We start from the raw sequence: 22821 nt of genomic DNA, 5'->3' as shown, positions 1-22821 counted from the left end.
AGGCGTGAGCGCCGTCTAGATAGGGGTCAAAGCCGCGAGCGCCATCGCTGTAAGGGCTGCGAGGCTCCTGTACCGAACGCGCCCCCTCGCTGTACGGGTCACGCGCATCCAGCACGGAGCGGGCGCCATCGGTGTACGGATCGCGCGCGCCCACATGGGACAGACTCGCGGCTTGTGCGCCTGCCGCGGCGGCGGTCAGAGCGATGGCCATTACAAGACGGCGGGCGATGTTGGAAGTCATGATCGGTTTCCTCAAGAGTTGGCGTTGAATGTTGAGCACCCGGTGCTCGCTTTCGCTGGTGTTCTGCGCCGGGCCACGGAACGTATTAGAGAAGACCGATGTATCACCCATGTAGTGCAGGAAGGCAGCTCCTGTCTGGCAGCGTATCGATCCGGCCGCGCAATACAGACGCATACAAAAACGGAGGTCCGATATGGCTTGCGCGCAACGCGTCATGCTGACTGATGCGCTGACTGATGCACCGACTGATGCCGATCTCTCATTTGGCCGGCACCACCAGCGGTGCGCCCTTTTTCACGATGTACGTTGCCAGTTCAGATGCCGTGCCGCTGCCAACATTGCGCGCCGAGTGGGCGGTCCCAGCCGGGATAAACAGGGATTCCCCCGCCTTGAGTGTGACGGGCGGGCTATTGCCGAGCTGGTACTCCAGCGTCCCCTGCAGGACATAGGCGATCTCCTCGCCCGGATGCGAATGCATCGGCGCGAACGCGCCAGGTTCGAAGTCAACCCTGACCTGGATGCCCTCGCGATCTGGCACGACCAGGTCGTGCCGGACGAGATCCGTTCGATGGACGCCTGGCGTGTGGGCCTGAGCCGCCTGCATCACCAGGCCGCTGCCGACGAAAAGCATGGCCGCAGCCATCGTTCGGGTCGATTTCATTTGCTGACTCCTCTGTCTCGTTTGACAAAAATGGGAAGAACGCATGGACGCCGTGTAGCGTCGAGAGAAATGTCCATCGCGTAAGGACCATTGAAGAAATGGCATGTATCCCGGCTATGTCGATCGACGCGCGCGAACGTATCACCACGTGTTCAGAACTTGAATCGATACATTCGAATACAAGAAACCCCGGGGACGGGGTGCTGCGCCAGCCAGGGAGGAGATAGCAGGGATCGACTTGCAGAAGCCGCCGACGCAGTTGAACCCGTGGCCTTGCCGGCACCATAGGTGCCGACGGGCCCGGCAGATTTCCAAAATGGGATCTGTAGGCGGCAAGCCACAGGCCCTTACCAGCCTGATTTGTTCGCCTAGACTACTTAGCAGCGGCAAACATAGCGCGCGGTATGGGAGGAGACATGGAAGCAACCTTCTTTCCCGCCATCCTGGTGGCGGCGGCGGTGGCTTGTTTCGTATGGCAGTTGCGGAACCGGTTTCTGCTGTACTGCAAGTCCTATCTTCTGCTCAACGGCCTGGTAATGGCGCCGGTCAATGGTCGCGAGATCTCTCTGGTCGGCCACCATGACGGCCGGGACATCAGTGGCGTGGTGCCGGCGGAATCCATCCTCTACAAGATCGAGTCGCCGTTGAAAAAGAAACTCGTTTACGCGGAGATAGCCCAGGGCGATGCTCCGACCGTGCTCGCATGGGAACTGCCAAAGTATTCAGTACAGGTGTTCTGCCGGGGCGAGACGATATGGTCAGGGGCGGTATCGCGACGCGAAGCGCTACGGATACGCGAGGCAGTCGAAGCTTGCCGCAAGCGCGCCAGGGCGCCTCGAAGCGGAGACAAGACGGTCCATGACCTTCAGTTTCTCCGGGTGGATTGAAGGCACGAGAGAAATCCGCGAGAAACAGCATACCCCCAATCCCCTTTCCTGCTATCAGCCAAAAGGACTACCGCATTTCCACCCTCCTGCCCGTTGCAAAGTTCTGGCGTGCGCTGAAGAATGCACTCATGGATGAAGGGAGGCTGCTATGGAAATGCGATGGGAAAAGCTCTACTCTGGCGGATTGGCCGAATTCCACAAGTCCGAATCGGTAGCCTTGCGAGCCTCAAGGCGCGCCAGGGCCTCGGACACGGTGTGGCTCGGGGCGCTGTTGATGGTATTGATCGTCGGTAGCGCGCTCCTCTTCAGGTGACACTAACTTGCTTGTGTCATGCCCCCCCTGGCAGGTATAGTCATCCGCGATGACGCCATCGCGGAGACTTCCCAATGAGCGCCTTTATTGCACGCAACCGGGCCAGCGCCGTGGCATACATCAACGCCTGCGCGAAAGGTACGGTCGAGTTGGACTATGAAACAGCGTGGGAAGATGCGATCGAGCTTGGTCGACTCGGACAGAAGCTGGGCGTCGATGTCCAGTACCGGACTGTCGAGCATATTTGTGTCGAATCTGCCGACGCATTGACACGCGGGCTTCGCGAAGAAAAGCTGACCTTCAGGCAGCGATACCTTTACTGCCAGTTCGACATGGTTGCCTTGCCCGAGGCAATGCTGTGCGAACTCGAGTCACTCGCCATCGAGCATGGCGACTACATCCTGCCGGGCCATTTGCTAGAGGAAACCACCCTCGTCTGGCGTTAGCGATTCCCACCAAAAAACTGCCCCGGCAGTCGGGCCATCGCAGCCAAATAGCATTTTCACCTAAGGAACAATCCCTACAGGCAGCATGCCCCCTCGAAAGTAGGATAGAAGGACGAACTATGCGGGGTTTTCGCTATGCGCCCTCACTATGCGACCGAGGCGGACTGGCCGGACATTCATGCGCTCCTGAACGCATCCTCATTATCCGTGGCGGGGGTTCAGGACCGCATCAGCGAATACATGGTCGTCCGGGATAACGCCGGCCTGCTCGGCTGCGCAGGCCTGGAACGCTATGAGAGCACAGGTGTCCTGCGAGGCCTTGCCGTGGCGCAGCGCGCCCGGTCATCCGGTCTTGGCGAACTTCTCATTTCCGCCATCGTGGCGGACGTCCGTCTCGAGGGTGTCGAGTCAATCGTGCTGCAGACAAGGCATGCGTCCGGCTACTTCGCCCGCCTCGGCTTTACGCCCATCAGCTACGCGGATCTCGCTCCGGCGGTGCTTGCCTCCCCGGCAATGCGTGGCGACCAGGCCGAAATCGGAACGCTGATGCAGATCGCGCTGTGACGCGCGAGCCTCGTGCCTGAAACTCCTCTGCTTGCGCCGTAAGCAGTAAAAAGGGGTCCGCGCCAGTCCTGGCGCGGCATTGCGCCCTTCTGTCCACCCCCGTCCCCGCCCTAGGGTAAGCCCCGAAACCTCCTTCCTTGCAAGTTCGCCCCAGCCTGTCTATCCTGAATCAACAAATTGTCCGGACAAAAAAATAAATACGGACAATTTACGGTTCTCGATCCGGCCCAACCGGACTACCCACCCCTCGACAGGAAAGAGGAGACAAAGCATGCCCGCCCCACTTCAACTCGCGGCGATCAGCCTATCGCTGACCTTTGCCGTGCTGGCATTGCCCGGCACGGCACACGCGGAATTCCCGGACAAGACCGTCCGTATCGTCGTGCCCTACTCGCCTGGCGGAGGCACCGACATCGTCGCGCGCCGGCTGGCGGAGCGGCTCACCCCGCGCCTGAAGCAGACCGTGGTGGTCGAGAACAAGCCTGGCGCCAACGGCATCATCGGTACCGATGCCGTCGCCAAGTCGGCCCCGGACGGCCATACCTACGTGCTGGTGGTCAACACGCACCTGCTGAACCCGATCCTCTACAAGAAGATGCCGTACGACACCTTCAACGACCTGATCGGGGTCACGATGGTGGCCAAGTCGCCGCTGGTGTTCGTCACGCAGACAGAATTCCCGGCCAGCAACGCGGTCGACTTCGCGCGCTACGTCAAGGCGAAGCCGGACAAGTACTCCTATGGCAGCTCGGAGAACATGACCCGGCTGGTCGGCGCGATGTACAACAAGGCGCAGAACCTGGACATGGTCAACGTGGCCTACAAGGGCGGTGCGCCATTGATGACCGACGTGATCGGCGGTGTCACCACGGTGGGCGTTACCAGCGTGCTGACCGCCAAGCCGTTCATCACCGCCGGCAAGCTGCGTCCCCTTGCGGTCACCGGCGCCCAGCGCACGCCGGCCCTGCCCAACGTGCCGACCATGATCGAGTCCGGCATGAAGGACTTCGAGGTCTACACCTCGTACAGCCTGTACGCGCCGGCCAAGACCCCGAAGGCAGCGCTGGAGCGCATGCAGAAGGAGGTCCATGCGGTGGTGATGGCGCCCGATATGAAGGAAATCCTGGCAGAGCAGGCGGCCACGCCTGTGGCGCAGTCGGTCGATGAATTCAATGCCGAGGTGAAGAAAGACTTCGCGGTCTGGCAACGCCTGGCTAAAGAGGTCAACCTGCAAGCGGAGTGAAACAAGTCAACATGCAAGCAACCAACACGAACACCCAATCGATCGGCCCGGTGGCAGGCGGCTGGACGCGCCGTGACGTGGAGCAGGACCACAGCTGGATCCATGTGCTGAGCGAGGTGGAGATCGACGCGCTGGAGCAGGCGCTGCGCCACGCGCAACAGACCGGCAAGGACCGCTTCGACATGTCGGTGGAGGATTTCCCGCTGGACGCCGGCGTGCGGCAGCGCCTGGTGGGGCTGATCGACGAGACCCAGGGCGGCTTCGGCTTCAAGCTGCTGCGCGGTTTCCCGGTGCAGCGCTGGGACGAGGACGCGCTGCGGCTGCTGTTCTGGGGCATTGGCCTGGTGCTGGGCGTGCCGCGCCCGCAGGGCAAGCTGAGCCAGTTCGTGTCCGACGTCCGCGACGCGGGCGGCACCTACCGCTCCAACACCGGCCGTGGCTACAACACGCGTTCGGGGCTGGATTTCCATGCGGATGGCAGCGACATGGTTGGCCTCTTCTGCGTGCGTACCGCGAAGAGCGGTGGCTCCAGCCTGATCTCCAGCTCGATCGCCGCGCATAACGAAATGCTGCGACTGCGCCCGGATCTGGCCGCCGAACTCTATGCGCCGCTGGTCTTCGGCCGCCAGGGCGAGCACGCCCCGGAAGAAGCGCCCTATTACACCGCGCCGGTGTTCGGCATCCGCGACGGGCACTTTGCCTGCCGCCATATCCGCAACCATATCAAGGGCGCGCAGCAGTCCTTCCCCGACGTGCCGCGCCTGACGCCACAGCAGACCGAGGCGCTGGACCTGTTCGACGAACTGCTCGCGCGCGAGGACCTGTGCTACCACATGGACCTGCAGCCGGGCGATATCCAGCTGCTGAACAACCATATCGTGCTGCACTCGCGCACCGAGTACGAGGACCATCCCGAACCCGAGCGCAAGCGCCACCTGTTCCGGCTGTGGCTGTCGCTGCCGCAGGCGCAGCCGCTGCCGCACGGCTGGCTCGACGCCTACAAGGATGTCGATGCCGCCTGCGTGCGCGGCGGTTTCCGCGGCATCGGCATCACGCCGCAGATCCGCGCGTTCGAGGCCCGCATCGCCAGCGCGCACGGCATGAAGCTGCGCATCTACCCCGAAAACAAGGAAGCTGCCTGATGACATCGACCCACCCGCAAACGACCACCCGCCCGACCATGCGCGAACTGCTGGCGCGCAAGCGCCTGATCGCCGCGCCCGGCGTGTTCGACATGATCTCGGTACGCATCGCCAGCCGCATGGGCTTCGACTGCCTGTACATGACCGGCTATGGCACGGTGGCCTCCTATCTCGGCCTGCCCGATGCCGGGCTGGCGACCTATACCGACATGGTCAACCGCGTCGGCGCCTTCTGTTCCGCGGCCACCATGCCGGTGATCTGTGACGGCGATACCGGCTATGGCGGCCTGCTCAACGTCGCGCATACGGTGCGCGGCTACGAGCGCGCGGGCGCCAGCGTGATCCAGCTCGAGGACCAGGAATTCCCCAAGAAATGCGGCCACACGCCGGGCCGGCGGGTGATTCCGGCCGAGGACATGGTGAAGAAGATCCAGGTCGCGGTGGAGGCGCGCGAGAGCAAGGATTTCCTGATCCTCGCCCGCACCGATGCACGCACCTCGCTCGGCCTGGATGAGGCGCTGCGCCGCGCCGAAGCCTACGCGCGCGCCGGTGCGGACATCCTGTTCGTCGAGTCGCCGGAGTCGGAGAAGGAGCTGGAGATCATCGGCAAGACCTTCGACCTGCCTCTGCTGGTCAACGTGGTGGAGACCGGCCGCACGCCGGTGTTGCCTGCCGAGACGCTGGAGCAGATGGGCTTTGCCATCGCCATCTATCCCGCGGTGGGCTTCCTTGCCGCGGGCAAGGCGCTCGAAGACGTCTACGGCCACGTCAAGGCCAACCGCACTTCGCTCGGCATCGGCGACCGCCTCTATGACTTCCCGCGCTTCAACACGCTGATGGATTTCGAATCGGTGTGGGACTTCGACAAGCGCCACGCGTCATGATTGAAGCGGCCGCCGGCCGGTGGCGCGCTGCCGCCACCCTCTCCTGCTCGCTGGCGATACAGATGGTCGCGACCGCCAGCACGCTGGCCTTTGCGGTGCTGGCACCGGTGATCCCCGGTGTCGAGCTGGCCAGCGTCGGCATCTACCTGGCCATGGTCTATGTCGGCGGCATGCTCGGCAGCCTGGCCGGGGCCGGGCTGGTGGCGGGAGTGGGCCCGGTACGCGCGTCCCAGCTGGGGTTGCTTGCACAAGCCGTGGCGCTGGGCCTGCTGGCCACCGGCGAGCCGCAGGCAAGGCTGCTGGCCGCGCTCGTCAGCGGCCTGGGCTACGGCCCGATCACGCCGGCAAGCTCGCAGATCCTGGCGCGCAGCACCACGCCTGAGCGGATGGGCTTCGTGTTCTCGCTGAAACAGACCGGCGTGCCGCTCGGCGGCCTGCTGGCCGGCGCGGCGCTGCCGCTGCTGGCCACGCTGTGGTCGTGGCAGGCGGCGTTGGGCGCGCTGGCGCTACTGGCGCTGCTTGTGGCCGCGATCAGCAACGGCCAGCGGCGCGAGTTTGACGTCGGGGCGACTGGCCGCATGACGTTCGCCGGCAATCTGGGGCGGCTGTTCAGCGACGTTCTGGCCGATAGCCGCCTGCGCTCGATGGCGGCGGTCTCGCTGCTGTTTTCGGCGTGCCAGTTGTCGGTCAGCGGCTACCTGATGGTGTATCTGACCACCGAGGTCGGCATCGGTCTCGCGCAGGCCGGCATGGTGTATGCCGTCACGCAAGGCGCCGGCATTGTCGGACGCATCCTGTGGGGCCACCTGGCTGACCTGACCGGATCGCCGCGCGGCGTGCTGATTTTCCTGTCGGTGCTGATGAGCGCGAGCGCGGTGGCCACCGGCTTGTTCACTGCGCAGTGGACGCTGGTGCCGCTGTGCCTGGTGTCGTCGCTGCTGGGCGCGACCGCAATCGGCTGGAATGGCGTCTATCTGGGCGAAGTCGCGCGGCTGGCGCCGCCGGGCCGCGTGGCGTCGGTGACCGGTGGCGCGCTGTTTTTCACTTACTTTGGCGTGGTGTCGGGGCCGCCGGCGTTCGGCTATCTCGCCGAGCGCAGCCACAGCCTGGGCGTGGCCTATCTTGCGCTGGCGGTCGTGCCGGCACTCAGCGTGGCGTTGTTGCTGTGGGGCGGGCGTGCCAGACGCCGCGCGGCTGCGGTGGCACCTGCCTGCAAGTCCGCCAAGCCCGCCAAGCCCGGCAAGAGCGATAATCCGCCGCAAACACCGCTCAACCCGTGACGCGGGCGCCTCGCTTGCCCGTGGGACGGGTCGCGGCTATGCTGCGAGCGTCATTCACCAACACCGATGCAGCGGAACCATGGAACAAGCTGGCAATCTCGACGACGACGCTGTTGGCCCGGGCGCCGATGTGCGCAACGGTGCCGGCCCGCGCTACCTGGCGCTGGCACGGACACTGCGCTCGGAAATCGAGAACGGCACCTACCCCGTCGGCAGCAAGTTGCCCACGGAAATGGAACTGTGCAAGCAGTTCGGCGCCAGCCGCCATACCGTGCGCGCCGCCATCGAGCGGCTGGTCAGGCTCGAGCTGATTACGCGCACGCCGCGCATCGGCACGGTCGTCACCGCATCGCGCGCCAAGGGCGGCTACGAACTGGCCGTCGGGCAGGTCGGGGACCTGCTGCAGTACGCCGCCAGCACCCGCATGCGCGTGGTCTCGCGCGAACTGCGCGAAGTCGACGAAGATGCCGATCCGGTGCTCAACCCCTACATTGGCCAGCACTGGCTGGTGATCCGCGGCGTTCGCACCGGCGACGCCGGCCCCGCACCGATCTGCTACAACGAGGTCTGGGTCCACCCTGACTTCCGTGGCGTCAGCGGGACGGAACGGGATATCGAAGCCTCGGTGTTCCACCTGATCGAGCAGCAGTTCAATGTCGCGGTATCGCGCATCGAACAGGTCATCCACGCGGGCGCGCTGCCCCCGGACATCGCGCAACTGCTGCAGGTCCCGCCTGGCACGGCGGGGCTGTGGATCAACCGCCAGTATCGGGATGCGGGCGGCAGGCTGATCGAGATGGCGCTGTCGGTGCATCCGGCGGACCGTTTCTCCTATCGCATGGTGCTGGACCGGACCTGGCGCAGCGTGCAGGGCTGAGCGAGGCCCATGGGCTGATTTCCCGGTGAAAGCCCGGTGCTTTCCCGTGCCCGCCTTTGCGCCGCCTGCGCCACAACCCACTGTCATTTCAACCGGCCCGAGAAAATTTTCATCACGGTGCGCGGGCTTTCCGTCTAGAACAGGCTGAGAACCGAAAGAAGGCGGCGGCAAGGTGCTGCCCCCTTGGAGGACTCCGCCATGGCTTCGATCACGATCAACGGCATCGCCATCGACACGTCCGCGCCGCGCGCGGCGCTGGCTGCGGTCTCGCTGGACAACGCAGACGCCGCAGCCACGAACTACATCATCGTGGTACCGACCGCGCCGCTCGACGCCAGGCAGAAGCAGCAGCTCGCACGCACGGGGGCCAGCATCCTCGAGGCCGTGCCGGGTGGCGGCCTGGTGTGCTATTACCCCAAGACCAGCCTGGCCAAGGTGCGGGCGCTGCCGTTCGTGGACTGGGCCGAGCTGTATCCGCAGGTGGTCAAGCTGTCGCCGTCGCTGCGGCGTCTCGCGCCCCAGCCTGGCGGCGTGGCCGTTGCGGCGGCCGCGCTGGTGCAGCCCCCCGCGCTGGACAGTTCACGCGTAACCGTGGACGTGGTGCTGCACCGGAACGCCAGGCCAGCGCAGGCGGCCAAGGACGTCGCCGCCGCGGCGCACGTGGAGCCGGCGGACGTGGTTACCACCGGCCAGAAGCTGCGCCTGACGCTGAAGCGCCGCCGCCTGGCCGACGTGGCCGCGCTCGACGCCGTGCGCCATATCGAGGAGGTCTTCTCCCGCCGCCTGGCCAACAACGTTGCCCGCGCCATCCTGCGCGCGCCCGCGTCTGCCGACCGCCACGCCCTGCGCGGCGATGGCGAAGTGGTCGCGGTGGCCGATACCGGCTTAGACAAAGGCTCGACCACCGACGTCCATCCCGCTTTCAAGGGCCGCGTCAAGGCGCTCTACGCGCTGGGCCGGCCGGGGCGCAAGGACGACCCCGACGGCCACGGCACGCATGTCGCCGGCTCGGTCCTGGGCGACGGCGTGTCCGCGTCCGACGGCGTGGTCTGCGGCGCCGCGCCCGGCGCCAGGCTGGTGCTGCAATCCGTGCTGGACCGCAACGCCGGCCTTGGCGGGCTGCCCGACAACCTCAACGACCTGTTCGAGCCGCCCTACAAGACCCACAAGGCGCGCGTGCACTCCAATTCATGGTGCAGCCAGGGCAACTTCGGCGTCTATGACCAGCAGGCGCAGGAGGTGGATGAATTTGTCTACCGGCACCGTGACATGCTGATCTGCTTTGCCGCGGGCAACGCTGGCAAGGACCGTGACGCCAACGGGCAGGTCGATCCCTCCTCGCTGCCGCCTCCAGGCACCGCCAAGAACTGCCTGACCATCGGCGCCAGCGAAAGCCTGCGTCCTGCCATGCGGATGACCTACGGCCGGGGCTGGCCCGCGGATTTCCGCGCCAGCCCGATCCGCTCGGACCGGCTCGCCAGCAATCCGGACGGGATGGTCGCCTTCAGCAGCCGCGGGCCCACGCTCGACCTGCGCCTGAAGCCGGACGTGGTGGCGCCTGGCACCTACATCCTGTCCGCGCGCTCGCGCGCAACGCGCTCCGAAGGCTGGGGCCTGTCCGGCGATCCGCTCTACATGTTCGACGGCGGCACCAGCATGGCAACGCCGCTGGTGGCCGGCTGCGTCGCCGTCACGCGGCAGTTCCTGCGCGTGCAGCACCAGCTGCGCAAGCCCAGCGCCGCGCTGCTCAAGGCGCTGCTGATCAACGGCGCGCGCTCGCTGGCGGGCCAGTACACCCCGTCAGAGGCCGGTGTGGTGCCCAACAACGCCCAGGGTTTCGGCCGCGTGGACCTGCAGGCCGTGGTCGGCCCCTATGCCGAGAATGAAACGCTGCAGTTCTTCGATGAAGACGCCAGCCTCGATACCGGCGAGCGTGAGGAGTACCTGGTTGCGATCCCGACCGACGCGCGCCGGTTGAAGGTGACACTGGTGTGGACCGACCCGCCGGGCGAAGGGCTGCAGAGCGACCTGGACCTGATCGTCAAGGCCGGCACGCGTGAATGGCACGGCAACATGACGCGCGGCGCGGCCGGGTTCGACCGCGTCAACAACGTCGAGCAGGTGGACTGGAACCAGATCCCGGCGGGCACAGCTACGGTTGCGGTGGTGGCGCACTCGGTAGCGCTGGATCCGCAGAGTTACGCGCTGGTGATCCGTGTCGGCGGCTAGGGCCGGCGCTACTGTCAATTCGGTCAGTTCGCCGCGATGATCGCCCAGCAGGCCAATGCGCTGTTCATGCTGGTCCAGTAGCCGAAGCCCTGGTAGTAGTAGACGGCCCACATCGCCTGCAGGCTCTGCCGCGCAGGCTTGCTGCGCAGCTTGCCGTTGATCTGCGGGTCGGAGCAATTGCGCACCACCAGCCAGCGCGGCGTGGGCTTGCCCGCGGCGGCGCGTTCTTCCACCACCAGCCCCAGTACCGCATCGCCCATTTCGACGGCGGAGCCGATCTCCTCGAGGTGGTTGAGCGAAGTGCCGAACTCGAAGAAATCGGTGGTCAGGATCTGGTGGAACAGGTCGCGCACCGGCAGCGACGCCTTGTGCGCGCTGCCCGCCGGCGGCCTGGTGATGCCATCCTGGTTCAGGTGCAGCTCCGACTTCATGCACAGCACCTTCTTCGCACCGATCCGCACCGGGAAATAGCTGGCCAGCCGCATCACGCCGCGCGCGGGCGCGCCGGCGCGGATCTTCGGCAGGTACTGGTCGAAGTTGCGGGCATAGCGATACCAGTGGTCGCGCGAAAATCCCGGCGTCATGACATCGCACAACGCCATGGTCTCATCCACGGTCCAGGTAATGACCACCACATCGGCGCGCGGCAGCGCGGCGTCCAGCGCGGGCATGGGATCGATCGGCACCGGGATGGGCCGCAGCGTGGCCGGGAACGCGATGGTGGGGTGCGCCGCCAGCCCGGGCGCGGCGGCAAGGGTGGTCGCCACGGTGGGATGGTTGTCGAAATCGGCTTCGGTCATGCCGGCTGAAAGCAGCTGGCGCGCCAGCGACTTCCTGAAATCGAGTGCCTCGCTCATGGTCCCCCCTTCTTGCGTGCCACGCGCTTCTTTGCGTACCTAGCCTAGTTCGCTGCAGGTCAGACATCAACCACATGTCATTGAAGGGCCGGATTTCATGTACTAGAGTTCTTGCGATGTGGGAGGAGGGCCGACCATGCCGTCAGTCGGGAAATCCGTACCGCGCATCGACGGCCATGCCAAGGTCACCGGGCGCGCGCAGTACGCCGCCGATGCCGCCCCAGCCAATGCGGCGCATGCCGTTATCCGCGCCAGTGCGATCGCGAAGGGGCGCGTCCTGTCCATCGACGACAGCGCTGCCCGCGCCGTGCCTGGCGTGCTCGACATCATCACCGCCGCCGACTGCCGCCGCTTCCAGGTCACCGACCCCTTCCCCACCGCGGCCGGCCAGCGACGCCTGCCGCTGCAGGACGACAAGGTCGTCCATCTTGGCCAGGCGATCGCCGTGGTTGTCGCGGACAACCGCGAGGCCGCGGAGTTTGCCGCCGACAGCCTGGTCGTGCGCTACTCGCCCAAGCCGGCCACGGTCATTCCCGCCGCGCACCTGGTCGCGCGCCCCGCCGCCTCGCCGATGCATAACTTCCGCTGGGCCGCGGCAACGCCCGCCGCCGTCGCGCCCGCCGCAGCAGATGTGCTGGTCGACCAGACCTACCTCACACCGTTCGAGCACCACAATCCGATGGAGCGCACCGCCGTCGTTGCCGCCTGGCAGGGCGGCACGCTCACGCTGCACGACGGTTCGCAATGGATGCGCGGCGAGCAGGCGATGGTGGCCGCCTGCTTTGGCCTGCCCGTGGCGAAGGTGCGCGTGGTGTCGAAGTTTGTCGGCGGCTCGTTCGGTGCCAAGCGGCTGACCTGGCCGCACGTGCTGCTGGCGGCCGTGGCCGCGGAGCGGGTCGGGCGGCCGGTGGCGCTGGCGCTTACCCGCGCGCAGATGTTCTCGATGGTCGGCCACCGTCCGCACACCGAGCAGCAGCTGACGCTGCGCGCCGGCAGCGATGGCACGCTCAAGGCGCTGACGCACAGCGCAAAAACCACGACTTCGATGAACGACAGCTTCTTCGAGCCGGCCACGTCGCGCACGCGCATGATCTACGCCTGCCCGTCGGGCCAAGTCAGCCGCTCGCTGGTGCGGCTCGACTTGCCCACGCCCACCACCATGCGCGCGCCCGGCGAAGCCACCGGCTTCTTCGCGCTGGAAAGCGCGATGGACGAGCTGGCCGTGGCGCTCGGCCTGGACCCGGTCGCGCTGCGGCTCAAGAACTTCGCCGGCACCGACCCGGTGTCAGGCGTGGCATGGACCTCGAACAGCCTGCGCAAGTGCTACGAGCGTGCCGCGCGGAAATTCGGCTGGTCCGCGCGCCAGCCCGTGCCCGGTTCAATGCGCAACGCGCAGGGCCAGCGCATCGGCTGGGGCATGGCCAGCGCGGCGTATCCCGTCAACCGTTCGCCCGCGTCCGCCAGCGTATCGATGGACGCGGCCGGCGTGCTTACCGTCAGGAGCGGCACGCACGAGATGGGCGGGGGCATCTGCACCGCCCTGGCCCAGATCGCCGCGGATGCAGTCGGCACCGAGCTGGCCCGCGTCAAGGTCGAGATCGGCGACACCGCCCTGCCCCGCACCACCGTGTCGGGCGGCTCGCGCACGCTCGCCAGCGTCGGTTCCGCGGTGCTCGCGGCCAGCCACGACCTGCGCGGCAAGCTGCTCGCCGCCGCCGCGGCGCAGCCGGGCACCGCGCTCACGGGCAAGCCGGTCGATGCGATGGCTACCGGCGGCGGCCGCGTCTTCCTGACGGCATCGCCGGCACAGGGCGTCGGCTTTGACAGCATCGTTGCCGCCGGCGGCGCGTCGCTCGATGCCAGTGCCAATACGGCCCCACCCGCCACTGCGCCGGGGCCGATGCTGTCCTTTGGCGCGCATTTCGTCGAAGTGGTGGTCGACATCGACATACCGGTCCCGCGCGTCAGCCGCGTGGTCAGCGCCTTCGGCGTCGGGCAAGTTGTGAACCCGCTGCTGGTGCGCAGCCAGCTGGCCGGTGGCATCGTCGGTGGCATCGGCATGGCGCTGCTGGAAGAGTCGGTCTCCGATCCGGTGGCGGGCGGCTTTGTCAACGCCAGCCTGCTGTCGTACCTGGTGCCGACCTGCGCGGACGTGCCGGCCATCGACGTGATCCTGGTGAAAGAGTTGGACGACAAGGCCAACCCGCTCGGCAGCAAAGGCGTAGGCGAGCTGGGCATCGTCGGCATTGCCGCGGCCATCGCCAACGCCGTGTACCACGCCACCGGCGTGCGCGTGCGCCGGTTGCCGATCCGGCTCGATACCCTCTTGCACTGACGAAGCCCGGCATGCCAACCACCGCCATCCACCTGACCGTCAACGGCATCCCCCGCGACCTGACCGTCGATACCCGCGCCACGCTGGCCGATGTCCTGCGCGACGCGCTCGGCCTGACCGGCACCAAGCTCGGCTGCAACCGGGGCGAGTGCGGCACCTGCACCCTCCACGTCGACGGCCGGCGCGTGCTCGGCTGCATGATGCTGGCCGTGATGGCGCACGGCCATACCGTCCGCACCATCGAGGACCTGGCGCCCTCGGCCAAAAAGCTGCATGCCCTGCAGCGCGCCTTTGTCGACCACGACGCCCTGCAGTGCGGCTATTGCACCGCCGGCCAGGTCATGTCCGCGCTGGCCTGCGTGACCGAGGGCCATGCCGGCTCGGCGGACGAGGTACGCACCTGGATGAGCGGCAACCTGTGCCGCTGCGGCGCCTATCCCAACATTGTCGAAGCCGTGCTCGACTACGCCCGCGAGCATCCGGGCGGAGGCGGCTGACGTGCGCGAATTCGCCTTCGTGCGCGCCACCAGCGTCGCCGATGCCCTGGCAGCCATCGGCGCAGCAGACACGATGTGCATCGCCGGCGGCGTCGAACTGCTCAACCTGATGCGCGAAGGCATCTGTGCGCCCGGCACGCTGGTCGACCTGAGCGGCATCGCCGAACTGAGCCAGATCTCGATGACCGGCTCGGCACTGGTCATCGGCGCGCTCGCGCGCCTCAGCGACGTGGCCGCCGACGCCGATGTCGTGCGCGAATGCCCGGCCATGGCCCAGGCACTCGAACAGATCGGCTCTCCGCAGATCCGTAACGCCGGCACCGTGGGCGGCAACCTGTTGCAACGCACCCGTTGCCCCTACTTCCGCAACGGCACCACCGACGTTCCCTGCAACAAGCGCACGCCCGGTTCCGGCTGCGCCGCGCTGCTTGCCGGTGCCACGCGTGCCTTCGCACTGTTCGGCCGCAGCGGCGCCTGCATCGCCACCCATCCGTCCGACCTCGCGGTCGCACTGGCCGCCCTGGACGCACAGATCGTGGTGCGCGGCCCGAGCGGCGAGCGCGTTCTGGCGGCGCAGGATTTCCTGCGCACGCCCGGCACCACGCCCCAACGCGACCACAACATGAAGGCGCACGAACTGCTGGTGCGGATCATCGTGCCGCGTGGCGCGCTGGCGCGCCGCAGCGTCTACCTGAAGGTGCGTGACCGCGCCGCCTACCAGTCAGCGCTGGTATCCGTGGCGGCGGCGGTGACGCTGCAAGGCAAGACCGTCAAGCGCGCCGCCATTGCGCTGGGCGGCGTGGCGCACCGGCCGTGGCGGCTGGCGTCGGTGGAAGCCGCGATCCAGGGCAAGCGCCATGACAAGCCGGAATTCCATGACGCGCTGGTGACCGCCATGCAGGCAATTCCACCCAAGAGCGCGGATGCGACCAAGCGTGCGATCGCCGTGCGGGCGGTGGAGCGCGCGTTGCGTGAGGCGGCGGCATCGTGACCTGCGCGCAGCAGGAAAAAAGAACCCGCGGATTGACCGCGGGACAAATCCCGGCGCCCCAGGTGGGCCCGGGAGAGACGACGCTTTGCTGTAACGCTGCCTGCGACCGTACCCCCTTGCAGGCCGTACAAGGCGGCCTATTTGTCCGGAGCCACGCCGGCACCGGATGCCGGTGCCGCAAGCCTGAACACGGTCGGCGCACCGTCCATCAGCGCTCCCATCTGGCGACCGATCCGGCGATAGTGATCGGATTTGACGTGGGCCTGCGCTGCCGCCTCGTCCGCATAACGCTCGATGAAGACGTATTCACCCGCTTCGTCCGAGCGCCACAGGTCGTATGACAGGCAGCCTTCTTCACGGCGCGACTCGGTCACCAGTCCATCCGCCAGTGCTTCGAACTCAGCCGCCCGGCCTTCCTTGATCCTGATCTTCGCAATAATTCCACGCATTGCTGTTTCCTCCTCTGGTATCCGCTGTGTTCAGCCGCGCGCCAGCATCCCCTGAAGCCGCTGCGCGACAATCTCCTCCGCCTGGCGCATGATCCGCTCAACCAGTTCCCCGACCCCGGGAATGTCGTGGATCAGTCCGGCGACCATGCCGCATGACCACGCGCCCGCGTCCAGGTCGCCGTCTTTCATGACGCGCGGATAGACGCCGCCCACCTCTTCGGCGATGTCCGAGAACGCGATCTCGCTCCCGAGCCGCCGTTCCTTCTCCAGCAATCGCTCGACCCCGGCGTTGTTCAGCACGCGCTCGGTATTGCGCAGCGGGCGCATCACAAGCCGCGTATCCAGCTCGGTGGCCGCGACGATTGCCTGCTTCACCTTCTGGTGTACCGGGGCTTCGTGTGTCGCCACGAAGCGCGTTCCCATGTTGATGCCGCTGGCGCCCATCGCCAGCGCCGCCACCAGCGAGCGGCCGTCGGCCATGCCGCCCGAGGCGACGAACGGCACCCGCAGTTCATCCGCGGCGCGGGGCAGCAGGATAAAGTTGGGCACGTCATCCTCGCCGGGATGGCCGCCGCATTCAAAACCGTCCACGCTGACCGCATCACAGCCAATGCTCTCGGCCTTCAGTGCATGCCTGACCGATGTGCATTTGTGGATCACCTTGATCCCGGCTTCGTGCAGCATCGGCAGCCACTTCTGCGGATTGTTGCCGGCGGTCTCGACGACCCTGACACCGCCATCGATGATGGCCCGCACGTAGCCGGGGTAATCCGGCGGATTGCGTGCGGGAAGAAACGTCAGGTTGACGCCGAAAGGCTTGTCGGTCATTTCCCGGCAGCGGCGGATCTCGCGCGCCAGCGACTGGGGGTCCGGCTGCGTCAGCGCCGTAATGGTCCCCAGGCCGCCCGCATTGGATACCGCGGCGGCCAGTTCGGCGAAGCCGACGTAGTGCATGCCGCCCTGGATAATCGGATGCTCGATGCCGAACATCTCCGTGATCTGTGTCTTCATCGGCAAATCTCCTCAGGAATGAATGGACTGAATCGGAATGCCGCTCAGAACCGTTCGGCCGGCATTGCCATCAGGCAGGCTGCGCCCGTTTCGACGCGCTGGCGCAACGCCGGCACCAGCGGCAGTTCCCGCGCGAACCAGTAGCGGGCGAGTTCCAGCTTGCGTTCGAGGAATGGCTTGTTTTCCGCGGCAGGCAGCAGATCCAGCGCCACCTGTGACATCCGCAGCCACATCCATGCGCAGGCAACGATGCCCATCATGGCCAGGAAGTCGCTGGACGACGCCCCGGCGTCGTGCGGGTCCCGCGCCGGGTCGGCGAACCACTTGCCGCAGGCACGGACCTGTTGCGCGGCTTGCCGTAGTGCGTCGGCATGCTGGCGAAGCGATTCGTGCTGCCCCGCCTCCGACGCCGTGGCCTCGACCAGATCGAGGAAGCCGGCCAGGGCGCGGCCACCACCGGCGGGCAGCTTGCGCAGCGCCAGGTCCAGCGCCTGCACGCCGTTGGCCCCTTCGTAGAGCTGGAAGATGCGGCTGTCGCGCACGAGCTGCTCGACGCCGTTGTCGCGGATATAGCCGTGCCCGCCCATCAGTTGCATGGCGTCATTGGCGGACTCGAACGAACGGTCGCTGAAGAACGCCTTGACCACCGGGGTCAGCAGGCTGCCGATGGCGCTGCGTTCGCCGTGCAGCGCGTCGTCCGGCTCGTCGAGCAGCGTTCTGACCTGCAATGCCAGCGCGCGGGCCGCTTCCAGGAAGGACGCCTGCTTCAGCAGCAGCCGGCGCACGTCCGGGTGGACCACGATGGGATCCGCCGCGCCGCCGGTGCGGTCCTCAGCCTTCGCCGCACGGCCTGCCAGCCGTTCACGGGCGTAGCCGGCCGCATGCCCATAGGCGCGTGTCGCCGACGACAGGGCCTGCAGCCCGGTGCCGAGGCGCGCGGAATTCATCATGTCGAACATGCCGCTCATGCCGGCGGACGACTTGCGCTGCGAGCCGGCCGGCTGGCTCGACTCGCGCAGCGGATACGCCAGCGCATGCTCGAACGACATCGTGCAGGTGGCGCTGCCCTTCAAACCCATCTTGTGCTCGATGCCGGCCACGACGACGCCGTTGGGGCCGCCCAGCGTGCCCGTATCCGCATCCACGACGCGCTTGGGCACCAGGAACAGCCGGACCGTCGACAGGTCGTCGTGGATGCGGCCGCTCTCGTCCGGCACCTTGGCCAGCACCAGGTGGATGACGTTCTCGGTCAGGTCCTGGTCGCCGCCGGAGATAAAGATCTTGGTGCCGCTCAGCCGCCAGCTGCCGTCCGGCTGCGGCACCGCGCGGGTCTTCATCAGCCGCAGGTCGGTGCCGCAATGCGGCTCGGTCAGGCACATGGTGCCGGCCCAGCGCCCGTCCACCATCGGCGGCACGACGTGTCTCAACATCCATGGCTCGCCGGTGCGGCGGATGGTGGCATGCGCGCCGGCGGTCAGCCCTGCATAGAGACCGAGCGAATTGCAGGCCGATGCAGAGAACTCGCGCACCGCCTGCCCGATAGCTTCCGGCAGTCCGGCGCCGCCGCATGCCTGCGGAGCCGACACGCGGTTCCAGCCGGCCTCGCACAGCGCGGCGTAGCCTGCCTGGTAGCCGGCTGGCGTCCGCACCACGCCGTCTTCGAAACGGCAGCCTTCTGCGTCGGCCGGCCCGTCCAGCGGCGCCCAGACTTCTTCGAAGAACCGGGCGGCCTGTTCGAGCACCTGGCGCGTATCGTCGCGCGCCATATCGCCCAGCGCATGCGGCGCGACCGGCGCGATCACGTCATGCAGCAAGAACACATAGTCGTCGACGGGAGCCTTGTATTGTGTAGACACAGCAATTCCTTGTTGGTGAATGCGATGGATGGGGCAACCCGCTGCGGTCAGGTGTCGCCGTGCCGATAGCCGATGTCGCGGACAAACTTCGCCCAGGCCGCATGGGTCTGCCGGATCGACTGGCCCATCTGCGCCGGGCCCAGGGCCTGCGGCGGCAGGACGCCCAGCTTCGCCAGGCTCTGCCGATAGGCATCGGAGGCAGTGATGCCGGAGACCAGCCGGCTCAGCGCGGCAACGGTCTCGGGCTTTGTCGCCGCGGGCGCGAACATGCCGAAGAACCCGCTGATGGACTCGACCTGCGGCAGGCCCAGCTCGCGGAAGGTCGGCACGGCAGGGGCGTACGGGCTGCGTTCCGGGCTCGACACCGCCAGCGCAAGCACCCTGCCTGCCTTTACCTGCTCCATCGCCGGCTGGTACGCGTCGATCAGCAGTTGCACATGGCCGCCAACCAGGGCCTGCAGCGCAGGCGCGCCGCCCTGGAACGGGACGTGCAGCATGTCCACCCCCGCCGCCTTGCCCAGGATCACGCCACCGAAGTGCCCTTGCGTGCCTTGCCCGTACGACCCGTAGGTGATCTTCCCGGGATTGGCCTTCATCCACGCGACCAGCCCCTTCAGGTCCTTCGCAGGGATGCGGGGATTGGCATACAGGAACAGCGGCGTGCGGCCCAGCTCCGCCACCGGCGCCAACGCCTTCAGAGGATCGAACGGCAGCCCCTGCGTATGCGGCAGCAGCGTCACGGTGCTGCCCGTGGTTACCAGCAGCGTGTGGCCGTCCGCCGCAGCGCGGGCGACGAAGCCGGTGCCGATGGAACTGGAGCCGCCGGGCCGGTTCTCTACGATCACCGGCGCAGGAGCGCGAGCCGACAAGCCGTGCGCCAGCGTACGGGCCACCACATCGGTCGTGCCGCCTGCCGGATAGGGCACGACGAGCTGCAGCGTCTTTGACGGAAAGGCCGGCTGCGCCAGCAGCGCGCGCGGCAGGCCGGCGGTGGCTGCCGTGGCGGCGCCGGCAAACAGCCACTTGCCTGCCGTTCGTCGGTCAATGGGTCGGGTCATGGTCAGGCTCCTTCGGCGGTTCGGACTGCATAGGGGACGGTAAAGCTGCGCAGCGCGTCGGCCAGGGCGGCATCGTCCGCATCGCGCGCCGGCACGCGGACCTCGACGAAGAAGCCGCGGCTGCCCCGGTCGGTGGCTTGCACAATGGTGTCCGAACCGCGGCCGATACCGTCGAGCGCGGCGCGGAACATCCGCTCGATGGCGTCGACACGCAGCAGGTTCTTCTGGATCTTCCCGACCGACGTCTTCGGCATCTCCGGCAGCACGAAGCAATGCCGGGGAATCGCGGCGCGCTCGGGCACGTGCTCGGCCGCGTACTGCAGCACGGCCTGCGCGGAAGCCGTCGCCTGCGGCTTCAGCACCACGTAGGCGACCGGCACCTCCCCGGCATGCGCATCCGGCGCCCCGACCACGGCGGCATCCTGGATCGCCGGATGGCCAAACAGGACTTCCTCCACCATCTTCGGGTCGATGTTGTGGCCGCCGCGGATAATCAGGTCCTTGGCGCGCCCGGTGATCCATAGCCAGCCATCGGTGTCGAGGTAGCCGAGGTCTCCGGTATCCAGCCACTCGCCGTCGAACCAGCGCGCGGCCGACTCCTGCCCCAGGTAGCCGGGGAAGACAGAGGGCCCGCGCACGATGACGAGCCCGGACTCGCCCGGCGCGCAGTCGCTCGCCCCCTCGCCGTCCGGGTGCACGATCCGCACCTGGGTGTACGGCAGGCGCACGCCCGAACTGCCCACCTTGACCTGCTCGATCGGCGGCGTGATGCACGTCACGGCGGTCGTCTCGGTCATGCCCCAGCTTTCCCGGATCCGCAGCCCGGTCATCCGATGGAACGCCTGCGCGACGGTGGTCGACAACGGCGCCGTCGAGGAAGCGACGTAGCTCAGCGTCGAGATGTCAGCGCCGTCCATCGGGACCGAAAGCACCTGGTTGACCAGCGTCGGCACCAGCGTCAGCATGTTGGCCCGCGTGACATCAACGATCCGCCAGATATTCGGCAGCACTGACGGATGCCGGAAGCCGGCGGCGGTCATCAGGATGACCGTCGCACCCTTCGCCAGCGGGCCGAAGCAGCCGACCACGGCACCCGCGACGTGGAAGACCGGCACGCCGACCAGCCTCACCTCCGTCGAGTCGAAACCCGACAGGTATTTCGACGCCCACACCCAGAACACCTGGTTGCGGTGCAGGTGGCGCGCCAGCTTCGGCGCGCCCGTCGTGCCGCCGGTATGAAAGAGGGATGCCGTGTCGTCGGCCGAAAAGACGCGCCCGGACAGCAACCGGTCCGCGGGATAGCGCTCCACCGCTGCCGCGAAGTCGATCACGGGCACGCCGTTCACCGCGGCGGGTGCCGGTCCGGTACCGCCCACGCGGATCACGGCCGCCAGCGACGGCAGCCCACGCGCGACGGCCTCGGCCTTGGCCCAGATCCCGGTGTTCCCGTCGCCGGCATACGCCACCAATACCCTGGTGCCGGCCGCGCGGAACATCTGCACCAGGATGTCCGGCTCGAGCATCCAGTTCGCCGGATTCACGATGCCGGCCGCCTGCGCGCCCCACAGCACCAACTGCGACTCGGGAATCGCCGGCAGCAGCACCGACACCACGTCGTCCTTGCCGACGCCAAGGTCGCCAAGCAGGTTGGCCGTCTGGTGGACCTTTGCCCGCAGTTCGGCATAGGTGACCTGGCGGGCAGTCTCCAGCGGACGGGCGCCGTCGGTGAAATAGTGGATGGCGACTTTGGACGGTGCGATGGCACAACCGTCCATCAGCATCTCGTAGGTCGAGGCCGGCAGCTTGCGGGCCGCAAGCGGCACCTGCTCGAATCGCGCCACCTCGGATTCGTTCAAGAGGACTTCGTCGGTCCAGTAATCAGGCATCTGGGCAGTCATGGAGCGCTCCATTGCAAGGCTCATTCGCGTTCAAGTTGGATGTCGCGTGCCAGCCGCGAAAAGCGGTCGGACTCCTGGCGGTAGTACGTGGCGGCCTGCTCCAGATCCATGGGAGTGCCGGCCGAATTGCCGCGCTCGGCGACCCAATCCCGGAAAGCCGGGGCGGCGACGATCGCGCTGGCGGCCTTGCCGACGGCCTCGGCAGTCGCCTTCGGCAGCCTGGAAGGCACGAACAGGCCGGTCCACATCGCGTAGTGGAAGCCACGCAATGCGGCAATGTCGTCAACGGACGGGACCTCCGGCAAGGCGGCATGCCGCTCCGCTGACAGGATCCCCAGCACCTTGATCTTGCCGGCCTTCGCCGCCTCGATGTAGCCGGGAATCAGCGGCAGGAACGTGATATCCACCTGGCCGCCCATCAGGTCCTGCATGACGGGCGCGCCGCCCTTGTAGGGCACGTGATTGACCGGAAGGCTGAGGCGCCGGCCAAAGTCGACGCCCACCATGTGGAAGATGGAACCGACACCCGTGCTGGCAAACGACAGCGGCTGCGCGCCGGGCTGCCTTGCCTTGTCGATCAACTCCCTGAGGCTGTTCGCCGGGTAGGTGGGCCGTGCCATCACCGCCAGCACGCCCGAGGTCAGTTGCGCGACCATGCGGAAGTCCTCCGGCTTGTAGCGAACGCTCTTCATGGCCAGCGGCGGCAGCGTCAGTTCGTTCGGCGAGGCCACCAGCATCGCCAGCGTCTCGCCGTCGGCCTTGAGCAGGCGCTGCGCGCCCAGCGATCCCGATGCGCCGCCGAGATTCTCGACCACGACCACACGGTTCAGGCGCGTACCAAGGTCGGCCTGGATCCGCCGCGCGACAATGTCGAACGAACTGCCGGCCGGGTAAGGAACGATCAGTGAGGCGGGCGTGCGGCCCGGCGACTGCGCCAGCGCGCAGTTGCCGGCTCCCGTGCCGAGGATCAGCAGCGACGCCGCCGCGAGCCTCGCGCAGCGACACCTCCATGCGAGAAATGCCATCTTGTTGTCTCCAGTTTTCTTTATCATTCCCGGGCCCGGCGCCATGCGCAGGGCGCAGGTCGCCTTCCGCGCGACGC

Annotated in this window: 20 protein-coding genes and 1 pseudogene; 12 read left to right on the top strand and 9 right to left on the bottom strand. The window is 67.1% G+C overall.

Translation table 11 applies throughout. The features are described 5' to 3' along the window. Positions 1–7: 7 nt before the first annotated feature. Positions 8–241 (bottom strand): annotated as a pseudogene (locus tag LPA45_RS07845) (hydroxyquinol 1,2-dioxygenase); the annotation flags it as partial. 259 nt (positions 242–500) lie between these two features. After that, positions 501–902 carry a cupin domain-containing protein gene (locus LPA45_RS07840; protein ID WP_116322590.1) on the bottom strand — a complete coding sequence of 134 codons (402 nt, stop codon included), beginning with the start codon at positions 900–902 and terminating at the stop codon, positions 501–503. 416 nt (positions 903–1318) lie between these two features. Between LPA45_RS07840 and LPA45_RS07835 the strand changes: the two genes are divergently transcribed. The 9 genes from LPA45_RS07835 to LPA45_RS07795 all read left to right on the top strand — a co-directional run bounded on the left by LPA45_RS07835 (position 1319) and on the right by LPA45_RS07795 (position 10767). Next, the gene (locus LPA45_RS07835; RefSeq protein WP_116322589.1) at positions 1319–1789 is read left to right on the top strand and encodes a hypothetical protein; all 471 of its coding nucleotides are present in this window, start codon (positions 1319–1321) and stop codon (positions 1787–1789) included. A 387-nt stretch (positions 1790–2176) separates the two neighbouring features. Further along, on the top strand, positions 2177–2548 hold the full coding sequence (locus tag LPA45_RS07830) for a PHA-granule associated protein 4 (RefSeq protein ID WP_116322588.1): 372 nt from the start codon (positions 2177–2179) through the stop codon (positions 2546–2548). A gap of 135 nt (positions 2549–2683) precedes the next feature. Then, positions 2684–3112: a GNAT family N-acetyltransferase gene (locus LPA45_RS07825; protein ID WP_116322587.1), complete on the top strand. Its 429-nt coding sequence runs from the start codon at positions 2684–2686 to the stop codon at positions 3110–3112. A gap of 271 nt (positions 3113–3383) precedes the next feature. Beyond that, positions 3384–4355 carry a tripartite tricarboxylate transporter substrate binding protein gene (locus LPA45_RS07820; RefSeq protein ID WP_116322586.1) on the top strand — a complete coding sequence of 324 codons (972 nt, stop codon included), beginning with the start codon at positions 3384–3386 and terminating at the stop codon, positions 4353–4355. Positions 4356–4366: 11 nt separating this feature from the next. Beyond that, positions 4367–5497: a TauD/TfdA family dioxygenase gene (locus tag LPA45_RS07815; RefSeq protein ID WP_116322585.1), complete on the top strand. Its 1131-nt coding sequence runs from the start codon at positions 4367–4369 to the stop codon at positions 5495–5497. A gap of 38 nt (positions 5498–5535) precedes the next feature. Then, on the top strand, positions 5536–6381 hold the full coding sequence (locus LPA45_RS07810) for an oxaloacetate decarboxylase (RefSeq protein ID WP_376790641.1): 846 nt from the start codon (positions 5536–5538) through the stop codon (positions 6379–6381). A gap of 62 nt (positions 6382–6443) precedes the next feature. After that, on the top strand, positions 6444–7661 hold the full coding sequence (locus tag LPA45_RS07805) for an MFS transporter (protein ID WP_158577731.1): 1218 nt from the start codon (positions 6444–6446) through the stop codon (positions 7659–7661). Positions 7662–7740: 79 nt separating this feature from the next. Continuing rightward, the gene (locus tag LPA45_RS07800) at positions 7741–8538 is read left to right on the top strand and encodes a GntR family transcriptional regulator (protein ID WP_116322582.1); all 798 of its coding nucleotides are present in this window, start codon (positions 7741–7743) and stop codon (positions 8536–8538) included. A 198-nt stretch (positions 8539–8736) separates the two neighbouring features. Next, on the top strand, positions 8737–10767 hold the full coding sequence (locus LPA45_RS07795) for a S8 family serine peptidase (protein WP_317922464.1): 2031 nt from the start codon (positions 8737–8739) through the stop codon (positions 10765–10767). Positions 10768–10790: 23 nt separating this feature from the next. Here LPA45_RS07795 and LPA45_RS07790 read toward each other — a convergent pair whose 3' ends face one another. Beyond that, positions 10791–11624 (bottom strand): hypothetical protein, encoded by an 834-nt coding sequence (locus LPA45_RS07790; protein ID WP_317922465.1) that lies wholly within the window; start codon positions 11622–11624, stop codon positions 10791–10793. Between the two features lie 136 nt (positions 11625–11760). Here LPA45_RS07790 and LPA45_RS07785 point away from each other — a divergent pair, with 136 nt between their 5' ends. Genes LPA45_RS07785 through LPA45_RS07775 form a run of 3 tightly spaced genes read left to right on the top strand, consistent with a single transcriptional unit; the run spans position 11761 to position 15447 of the window. Next, positions 11761–13959, top strand: a complete 2199-nt coding sequence (locus LPA45_RS07785) for a xanthine dehydrogenase family protein molybdopterin-binding subunit (RefSeq protein WP_116322579.1) — start codon at positions 11761–11763, stop codon at positions 13957–13959. 11 nt (positions 13960–13970) lie between these two features. Then, positions 13971–14456 carry a (2Fe-2S)-binding protein gene (locus tag LPA45_RS07780; protein WP_116322578.1) on the top strand — a complete coding sequence of 162 codons (486 nt, stop codon included), beginning with the start codon at positions 13971–13973 and terminating at the stop codon, positions 14454–14456. 1 nt (position 14457) lies between these two features. Beyond that, positions 14458–15447 carry a xanthine dehydrogenase family protein subunit M gene (locus tag LPA45_RS07775; protein ID WP_199414697.1) on the top strand — a complete coding sequence of 330 codons (990 nt, stop codon included), beginning with the start codon at positions 14458–14460 and terminating at the stop codon, positions 15445–15447. A 137-nt stretch (positions 15448–15584) separates the two neighbouring features. On the opposite strand, the gene LPA45_RS07770 is transcribed toward LPA45_RS07775, so the two are convergent. Genes LPA45_RS07770 through LPA45_RS07745 form a run of 6 tightly spaced genes read right to left on the bottom strand, consistent with a single transcriptional unit; the run spans position 15585 to position 22744 of the window. Then, entirely contained in the window at positions 15585–15896 is a 312-nt protein-coding gene (locus tag LPA45_RS07770) for a putative quinol monooxygenase (RefSeq protein WP_317922466.1), read from the bottom strand. A 30-nt stretch (positions 15897–15926) separates the two neighbouring features. After that, positions 15927–16907, bottom strand: coding sequence for a nitronate monooxygenase family protein (locus LPA45_RS07765; protein WP_317922467.1), 981 nt, complete (start codon positions 16905–16907; stop codon positions 15927–15929). 44 nt (positions 16908–16951) lie between these two features. Then, positions 16952–18763: an acyl-CoA dehydrogenase C-terminal domain-containing protein gene (locus LPA45_RS07760; RefSeq protein ID WP_116322576.1), complete on the bottom strand. Its 1812-nt coding sequence runs from the start codon at positions 18761–18763 to the stop codon at positions 16952–16954. A gap of 47 nt (positions 18764–18810) precedes the next feature. Then, entirely contained in the window at positions 18811–19821 is a 1011-nt protein-coding gene (locus LPA45_RS07755; protein ID WP_116322575.1) for a tripartite tricarboxylate transporter substrate binding protein, read from the bottom strand. A 2-nt stretch (positions 19822–19823) separates the two neighbouring features. Then, entirely contained in the window at positions 19824–21719 is a 1896-nt protein-coding gene (locus LPA45_RS07750; RefSeq protein WP_158577730.1) for an acyl-CoA synthetase, read from the bottom strand. A 20-nt stretch (positions 21720–21739) separates the two neighbouring features. After that, a complete protein-coding gene (locus tag LPA45_RS07745; protein ID WP_158577729.1) occupies positions 21740–22744 on the bottom strand; it encodes a tripartite tricarboxylate transporter substrate binding protein in 1005 nt (334 codons plus the stop codon). Between the last annotated feature and the right edge of the window lie 77 nt (positions 22745–22821).

It is taken from the genome of Cupriavidus sp. Agwp_2, from assembly GCF_040784895.1.
In the GTDB taxonomy this organism is placed as follows: domain Bacteria; phylum Pseudomonadota; class Gammaproteobacteria; order Burkholderiales; family Burkholderiaceae; genus Cupriavidus.
This window is presented reverse-complemented; position numbering and strand designations above follow the sequence as displayed.

Coding starts and splice junctions, on each gene's coding strand:
- LPA45_RS07840 (WP_116322590.1), bottom strand. CDS start 902: ATGAAATCGACCCGAACGATGGCTGCGGCCATGCTTTTCGTCGGCAGC.
- LPA45_RS07835 (WP_116322589.1), top strand. CDS start 1,319: ATGGAAGCAACCTTCTTTCCCGCCATCCTGGTGGCGGCGGCGGTGGCT.
- LPA45_RS07830 (WP_116322588.1), top strand. CDS start 2,177: ATGAGCGCCTTTATTGCACGCAACCGGGCCAGCGCCGTGGCATACATC.
- LPA45_RS07825 (WP_116322587.1), top strand. CDS start 2,684: ATGCGCCCTCACTATGCGACCGAGGCGGACTGGCCGGACATTCATGCG.
- LPA45_RS07820 (WP_116322586.1), top strand. CDS start 3,384: ATGCCCGCCCCACTTCAACTCGCGGCGATCAGCCTATCGCTGACCTTT.
- LPA45_RS07815 (WP_116322585.1), top strand. CDS start 4,367: ATGCAAGCAACCAACACGAACACCCAATCGATCGGCCCGGTGGCAGGC.
- LPA45_RS07810 (WP_376790641.1), top strand. CDS start 5,536: ATGCGCGAACTGCTGGCGCGCAAGCGCCTGATCGCCGCGCCCGGCGTG.
- LPA45_RS07805 (WP_158577731.1), top strand. CDS start 6,444: ATGGTCGCGACCGCCAGCACGCTGGCCTTTGCGGTGCTGGCACCGGTG.
- LPA45_RS07800 (WP_116322582.1), top strand. CDS start 7,741: ATGGAACAAGCTGGCAATCTCGACGACGACGCTGTTGGCCCGGGCGCC.
- LPA45_RS07795 (WP_317922464.1), top strand. CDS start 8,737: ATGGCTTCGATCACGATCAACGGCATCGCCATCGACACGTCCGCGCCG.
- LPA45_RS07790 (WP_317922465.1), bottom strand. CDS start 11,624: ATGAGCGAGGCACTCGATTTCAGGAAGTCGCTGGCGCGCCAGCTGCTT.
- LPA45_RS07785 (WP_116322579.1), top strand. CDS start 11,761: ATGCCGTCAGTCGGGAAATCCGTACCGCGCATCGACGGCCATGCCAAG.
- LPA45_RS07780 (WP_116322578.1), top strand. CDS start 13,971: ATGCCAACCACCGCCATCCACCTGACCGTCAACGGCATCCCCCGCGAC.
- LPA45_RS07770 (WP_317922466.1), bottom strand. CDS start 15,896: ATGCGTGGAATTATTGCGAAGATCAGGATCAAGGAAGGCCGGGCGGCT.
- LPA45_RS07765 (WP_317922467.1), bottom strand. CDS start 16,907: ATGAAGACACAGATCACGGAGATGTTCGGCATCGAGCATCCGATTATC.
- LPA45_RS07755 (WP_116322575.1), bottom strand. CDS start 19,821: ATGACCCGACCCATTGACCGACGAACGGCAGGCAAGTGGCTGTTTGCC.
- LPA45_RS07750 (WP_158577730.1), bottom strand. CDS start 21,719: ATGACTGCCCAGATGCCTGATTACTGGACCGACGAAGTCCTCTTGAAC.
- LPA45_RS07745 (WP_158577729.1), bottom strand. CDS start 22,744: ATGGCATTTCTCGCATGGAGGTGTCGCTGCGCGAGGCTCGCGGCGGCG.